The following is a 5,574-nucleotide window of genomic DNA, read 5'->3' as shown; positions in this document are numbered from 1 at the left end:
TGGTCAACGTGGCGGGAAAAATTTCACTGAACGCAAGCAATGCATTTACTTTTCCAGCTGCTGTCACAGCCTTGTCGCTGGCTGCCCTTAACGCCAAAGCAAGTGGATCACGCACGTCGATGGGGTGGCCATGGTCGTCCGTACCACCGACGTATCGCATCCAAGCCGCCACCGCGAGGATCAGGCCATTCGGGTCCACGCCTCTTACAAGATTATCAGCAATGGTTCCTAACAAGCGCTGCGGTAGTTTCTGACTGCCATCCATCGCGATCTGCCACGTCCGATGTTGGATCGCGGGGTTTTTGTAACGTTCCATAAGAGCTGCGCAATAACGTGTTAGGTCTTCTCCGTCAGGGGGCGTCAATGTTGGAATGATCTCATCCTGCCAAAGTCTATCGCACAGTGCCTCAAAATCAGGGTTGCCCACCGTATCTGCGATGGTTTCGTAGCCAGCGAGATAGCCTAGGTAGGCGAGCGTTGAATGCGTTCCGTTTAGGCAGCGTAGTTTCATCATCTCATGGGCTTCGACGCAGGTCACAAATTGCGCACCAGCCAAATTCCATGCTGGCCTGTCGTTGATAAAATCATCTTCAATCACCCATTGGCGAAAGTCTTCGTGAAATACACAAGCGGGGTCGTGATATCCCGTCATGTCGCCCAATTGATCAATGTCGATCTGCGTCGTTGCGGGGGTAATGCGATCCACCATGGTTGCAGGAAACGGGGTCGTTTCAGCGATCCATTCTGCCAGTGCGCCGTCAATCTGACGGGCAAATTTAAGGACAATGGCGCGTGCCAAGCCCCCGTTAGATGGGAGGTTGTCACATGGCAAAACTGTGAAGGGCGCGATGCTTGCGTCCCGTCGTCCCTGCAGTGCGGCCACGATAAAACCGACCGCAGACTTTGGGTGGTTGGGATTTAACAGATCATGTTCAATGTCTGGGTGGCTTAGGTCTAATTCCCCTGTCGCGACAGAGACGCAATACCCCTTCTCGGTGATCGTCATCGACACGATCTTGACGTTTGGATCCACCATTGCAGCGATAACGGCCTTCGGGTTTTCTGGGGCGACGAGCGTACGAGAGAGTGAACCCACCACGCGCGGTTTCCAGCCTTGGGGATCAAGCGTTACCGATGTGAACACGCCACCTTGGGGTTCCAATTGATCGCGCGCAGTGGCGCTTTGCAGGCTTACGGCCAAGATGCCCCAGTCGCCACCTTTCTGCGCCATTGCTTCGTCCGTAAAGCAGGCATTGAACGCACGGAAAAACGCGCCAGGGCCAAGGTGCACAATTCCAACGTTTGGGGCTGGACCAGATCGGGCAAGGCGCGGTTTAGCGTGCAAGCCATCCTCCATCGACGTTTAGAACTGCCCCAGTGACATAGCCCGAGGCAGGTGCGCATAAGAAAGTCACAGCCCCTGCAATATCCTCAGGATCACCCCAGCGTCCGGCAGGGATGCGCGCCAGAATTTCTGTGCTGCGCTGAGGGTCTTCACGCAAAGCAGTCGTATTGTTGGTGGCAATGTAGCCGGGTGCAACGGCATTTACGTTGATGCCATGCTGGGACCATTCATTGGCAAACAATTTGGTCAAACCTGCAACGCCGTGTTTTGAGGCAGTATAGGCCGACACGCGGATGCCTCCCTGAAAGGACAGCAAGGACGCGATATTGACGATCCGTCCACCCTGCCCCCGCGCGATCGCGGCGCGTGCAAAAGTTTGACACATCAGGAAAACGGCTTTCAGGTTTACGTCCATCACCTCATCCCAGTCAGCTTCGGTATAATCGACACTGTCTGCACGGCGAATGATGCCCGCGTTGTTGACCAATATATCGAGATCACCAATCCCATGCATACCTTCCGCTGCTGTCGCGGGATCAGATAGGTCGATCGTACAGGCTTGACCGCTGCCGCCTTCTTTCTCGATCAAGGCCACGGTGTCTGCACAAGACGAACGACCTGCCGCAATCACATGGGCGCCAGCAGCCGCAAGTCCCACCGCAATCGCCTGCCCGATGCCAGTATTTGCACCCGTCACAAAGGCGCGTTTACCATCAAGGCGAAACGGATCGCTCATCGCAGGTCCCCCATTGGAACCATGTCCATATCAGTGAAATCAATGTTGTCGCCTGCCATCGCCCAACAGAACGTATAAGACGACGTCCCGGCACCGCAATGAACAGACCAAGGGGGCGAAATGACCGCCTCTTCATTGGCCATAACGATATGGCGCGTTTCATCCGGTGTGCCCATGATGTGGAACACGCGCTGATCTTCGGGGATATCAAAGTACAGATAGGCCTCCATGCGGCGATCATGCAGGTGCGCGGGCATCGTGTTCCAGACTGAACCCGGCTCAAACTGAGTGTAGCCCATGAGCAATTGGCAGCTTTCGCAGACCTCCGGATGCAAGAACTGAATGATGACGCGTTCGTTGGCCGTTTCGCGTGCGCCAAGTTCGACCCTGCGAGCATCAGCCAAGGTGATCAATTTCGTTGGACATGTGCGATGGGCCGGTGCTGAGAGCAGATAAAAGCGCCCGCTTTCCAGCGTTACGGGTCCGGCACCCATTCCAATATACAAAACCTCGCCAGTTCCGATCTGGTGGGTTTTGCCGTCAACGGTGATCGCACCTGCGTCGCCTAGGTTCAACGCCGCCATTTCACGGCGTTCTAGGAATGTGGCTGTGCCTGTCTCAGCAACATGATCGAGTGTCAGCGGGCCTTTGCTTGGCACTGCGGACCCTAAGATTAGACGGTCATAATGCGAATAGGCCAGCCGGATTACGTCGGGTGCGAACAGGTCGCCAACGTGGAAATGCTCGCGCAGCTTTGAGGTGCCAAATGTCTTAGCAGTTTCGGGATCAATTGCGTAACGGGTTTGAACGTTGGTCATTTATGTACTCTCAAATCAAAGGTTATAGGCGGTTTTGGCAAGTCCGTAGGCAAGGTCATGAGCCACTTCAAAAGCGTCCGCTTCGCGCAAGCGCCCTGTTGTCACAAGTGTCGAAAGGTAGGCGCTGTCTGAGCGGCGTGAAACGTCATGGCGCGCCGGGATTGAACAAAATGCGCGCGTGTCATCGTTAAAACCGGCCGTGTTATAGAAACCGCATGTTTCTGTCGTAGCCTCGCGGAAGCGCTTGATGCCCTCGAAGCTGTCAAAAAACCACCACGGCGGGCCCAGTTTTAGCGCAGGGTATGCACCCGCAAGGGGGGCAAGTTCACGGGCATAAACCGTCTCATCCAGCGTGAACAAAATAATCGTAAGATCGGGTTCCATACCCACTGCATCCAAAAGCGGCTTTAGTGCTGCGACATAGTCAGTACGACCCGGAATATCGAACCCTTTGTCACGTCCGAACTGTACAAAAACATCTGCACTGTGGTTGCGCCGCGATCCTGCGTGGATTTGCATTGTCATGCCGTCATCAAGGCTCATACGCGCCATCTCGGTTAGCATCTGGCCGCGAAACAGCTCGGCGTCTTGCGCGGTGAAAGCGCCGGACATGATTGTAGCAAACAACGCGCGCGCGGCTTCATCGCTTAAGTTCGCGGTGACCGCACTTGGATGACCGTGATCCGTCGCAGTGGCACCAAAGGTTTTAAAAAAGGCGCGGCGCGCACGATGAGCAGCAAGGTAGCCGCGCCACGTGGTTGTGTCCTCATTGGTTATCGTTCCCAACAGGGCGATGTTCTCGGCAAATCCGTCAAACTCAGGGTCTACGACAGCGTCAGGGCGATAGGTGGTAACGACTTTGCCTTGCCAACCGCTGTCTTTAATTTTCTGATGCCAGCTTAGGTCATCAAGCGCGCCCTCAGTCGTGGCCAAGAGTTCGATATTGAAGCGCTCGAACAAGGCACGAGGGCGGAAGGCCTTTGTCGCCAGTTTCACCTCGATCTGATCATAGATGGTATCGGCAGTGGCTTCGTTTAAGATTTGGTCGATCCCAAAGACATGTTCAAATGAATGATCTAACCAAAGCGCGGTTGGTGTGCCGCGAAAGAGTTTTGACGCCTTGGCAAAGCGTTGCCAGATCTTGCGTGGATCGTTTTCAACGGGGCCACCATCTGTGCGCGCCACCCCCAGATCAGCCAAAGGAATGCCCTGACTGACGAGCATGCGAAATACGTAATGATCCGGTACGACAAACAGATCCGCAGAATTGGAGAACTGCGCATTTTCAGCAAACCAACTGGGATCACAATGCCCATGAGGGCTAAGGATGGGCAAATCCGAAACGGAGCCATAAAGCGCACGCGCCAGATCACGCTGTCGCGGGTCAACGGGGAAAAGGCGGTCAGGGTCGGTGAGTTGCACTGATATGATTCCCATTCTCTATCTAGTATTCTAATATGCTAGGCGATCAGTTGTGTCAAAGTTGAAACTGACCTAGGCTCGGTCCAACTTGAATTCGGAATAATGATGCATCTCCCTTCGCTCACTATTGGGCTTCTTCACACGTCGGCAGGCTCGACCACTGATCTGGTGTTTGACGCGCTTTATGCGGCGGTCATTTCCGTAAAACTGCCGCCAGGGACAAAGGTTTCGGAGGCGGAGGTAGCCAAACAATTTGATGTTTCACGCCAACCTGTTCGAGACGCGTTTTTCAGGCTCTCAAATCTGGGATTTTTGTCGATCCGCCCGCAACGCCCAACGTTGATTACACAGATTTCATTGCGTGCCATTCATGACGCCGTCTTCACACGCACAGCGCTCGAGGTGGCATGCCTACAGCTTGCCCTGAACGTTAATCGTGCGGACCTTGTTGAAGCCATGAAGGCGAATGTTACCGCCCAAGAGAGGGCCGTCTCAGCGGACACCACCACCTTTCATATCATCGACGAAGCCTTCCATGAACTCATATGTATGGCATCAGGACACGTTCATATATGGCCCCTTATTCGTCGGCAAAAAGGCCATTTAGATCGCCTACGGTTCTTGTCTTTATCAGAAAAAAGACGCCAACATGTCATTGCAGAACATCGTGAGATTTGCTCAGCAGTATTGAACGATAATATTGCTCATGCGGAAAAACTCCTACGTGAGCATATTTCGGCGATCAAAGATGTTTTGCCTGCGATCATCGTTCGTCATCCTGACTACTTCGAGACGGGTCCTGTTAGAGCTTAAGCCCACCTATTTTTTAAGTGAGATTGAGCGCTAAGCAGAAAAATTTCCACTGCTCGGCATTGTGGACACGAACCTACTTACAATTGACTTCAAAATCCAAGTCTTGGTTTTTTTATAAAATCTCAACGTCCGTTGTTGTGAATCACACTGCGCACGTGCCCATTCACTGCGACGTTGTAGGGCGGGTCCGTGAAAACCATGCTTGGGACTTCCTCGCCCAACAGCGTGTCGAAGCTTTCAGCGTTGAGAGCATCCCCGCAAAAGATCCGGTGTTCTCCTAGCTGCCAAAGGTCTCCCGGGCGGGTCACTGTTGGCGCATCCTTTTCTTCTGGCGGTAGGGTCTCGCTGGGGGCAAGGTCACTATCCCCAAGTATGATGATATCGATCTCGGCCGCTTCAAATCCTGTTATGTCGAGGCTGAAGTCCAATGCGCCATCAAG

The 5,574-nt window shown here is 53.7% G+C and carries 5 protein-coding genes and 1 pseudogene; 1 reads left to right on the top strand and 5 read right to left on the bottom strand.

Annotated features, from left to right (window positions below):
* From QZ197_RS14480 to uxaC, 4 genes are all read right to left on the bottom strand, one after another.
* Positions 1-1,291, bottom strand: a 1,291-nt coding sequence (locus QZ197_RS14480) for a mannitol dehydrogenase family protein (protein ID WP_296432841.1), incomplete at its 3' end; no start/stop codon positions are given.
* A 43-nt stretch (positions 1,292-1,334) separates the two neighbouring features.
* Positions 1,335-2,081, bottom strand: coding sequence for a 2-dehydro-3-deoxy-D-gluconate 5-dehydrogenase KduD (gene kduD / locus QZ197_RS14475; protein ID WP_296432840.1), 747 nt, complete (start codon positions 2,079-2,081; stop codon positions 1,335-1,337).
* On the bottom strand, positions 2,078-2,899 hold the full coding sequence (kduI, locus tag QZ197_RS14470) for a 5-dehydro-4-deoxy-D-glucuronate isomerase (protein ID WP_296432839.1): 822 nt from the start codon (positions 2,897-2,899) through the stop codon (positions 2,078-2,080). The genes kduD and kduI overlap by 4 nt, the downstream gene beginning before the upstream one ends.
* 15 nt (positions 2,900-2,914) lie before the next feature.
* Entirely contained in the window at positions 2,915-4,321 is a 1,407-nt protein-coding gene (gene uxaC / locus QZ197_RS14465; RefSeq protein ID WP_296432838.1) for a glucuronate isomerase, read from the bottom strand.
* Positions 4,322-4,423: 102 nt separating this feature from the next.
* On the opposite strand from uxaC, the gene QZ197_RS14460 reads away from it, so the two are divergent.
* Positions 4,424-5,134: a GntR family transcriptional regulator gene (locus QZ197_RS14460; RefSeq protein ID WP_296432837.1), complete on the top strand. Its 711-nt coding sequence runs from the start codon at positions 4,424-4,426 to the stop codon at positions 5,132-5,134.
* Positions 5,135-5,256: 122 nt separating this feature from the next.
* Here QZ197_RS14460 and QZ197_RS14455 read toward each other — a convergent pair.
* A pseudogene (locus tag QZ197_RS14455) lies at positions 5,257-5,574 on the bottom strand (DNA methylase N-4); the annotation flags it as partial.

Source organism: Yoonia sp. (genome assembly GCF_017854415.1).
Classification (GTDB): Bacteria; Pseudomonadota; Alphaproteobacteria; order Rhodobacterales; family Rhodobacteraceae; genus Yoonia.
The sequence above is the reverse complement of the archived record's forward strand: the minus strand, read 5'-3'. Positions and strand labels throughout refer to the sequence as shown.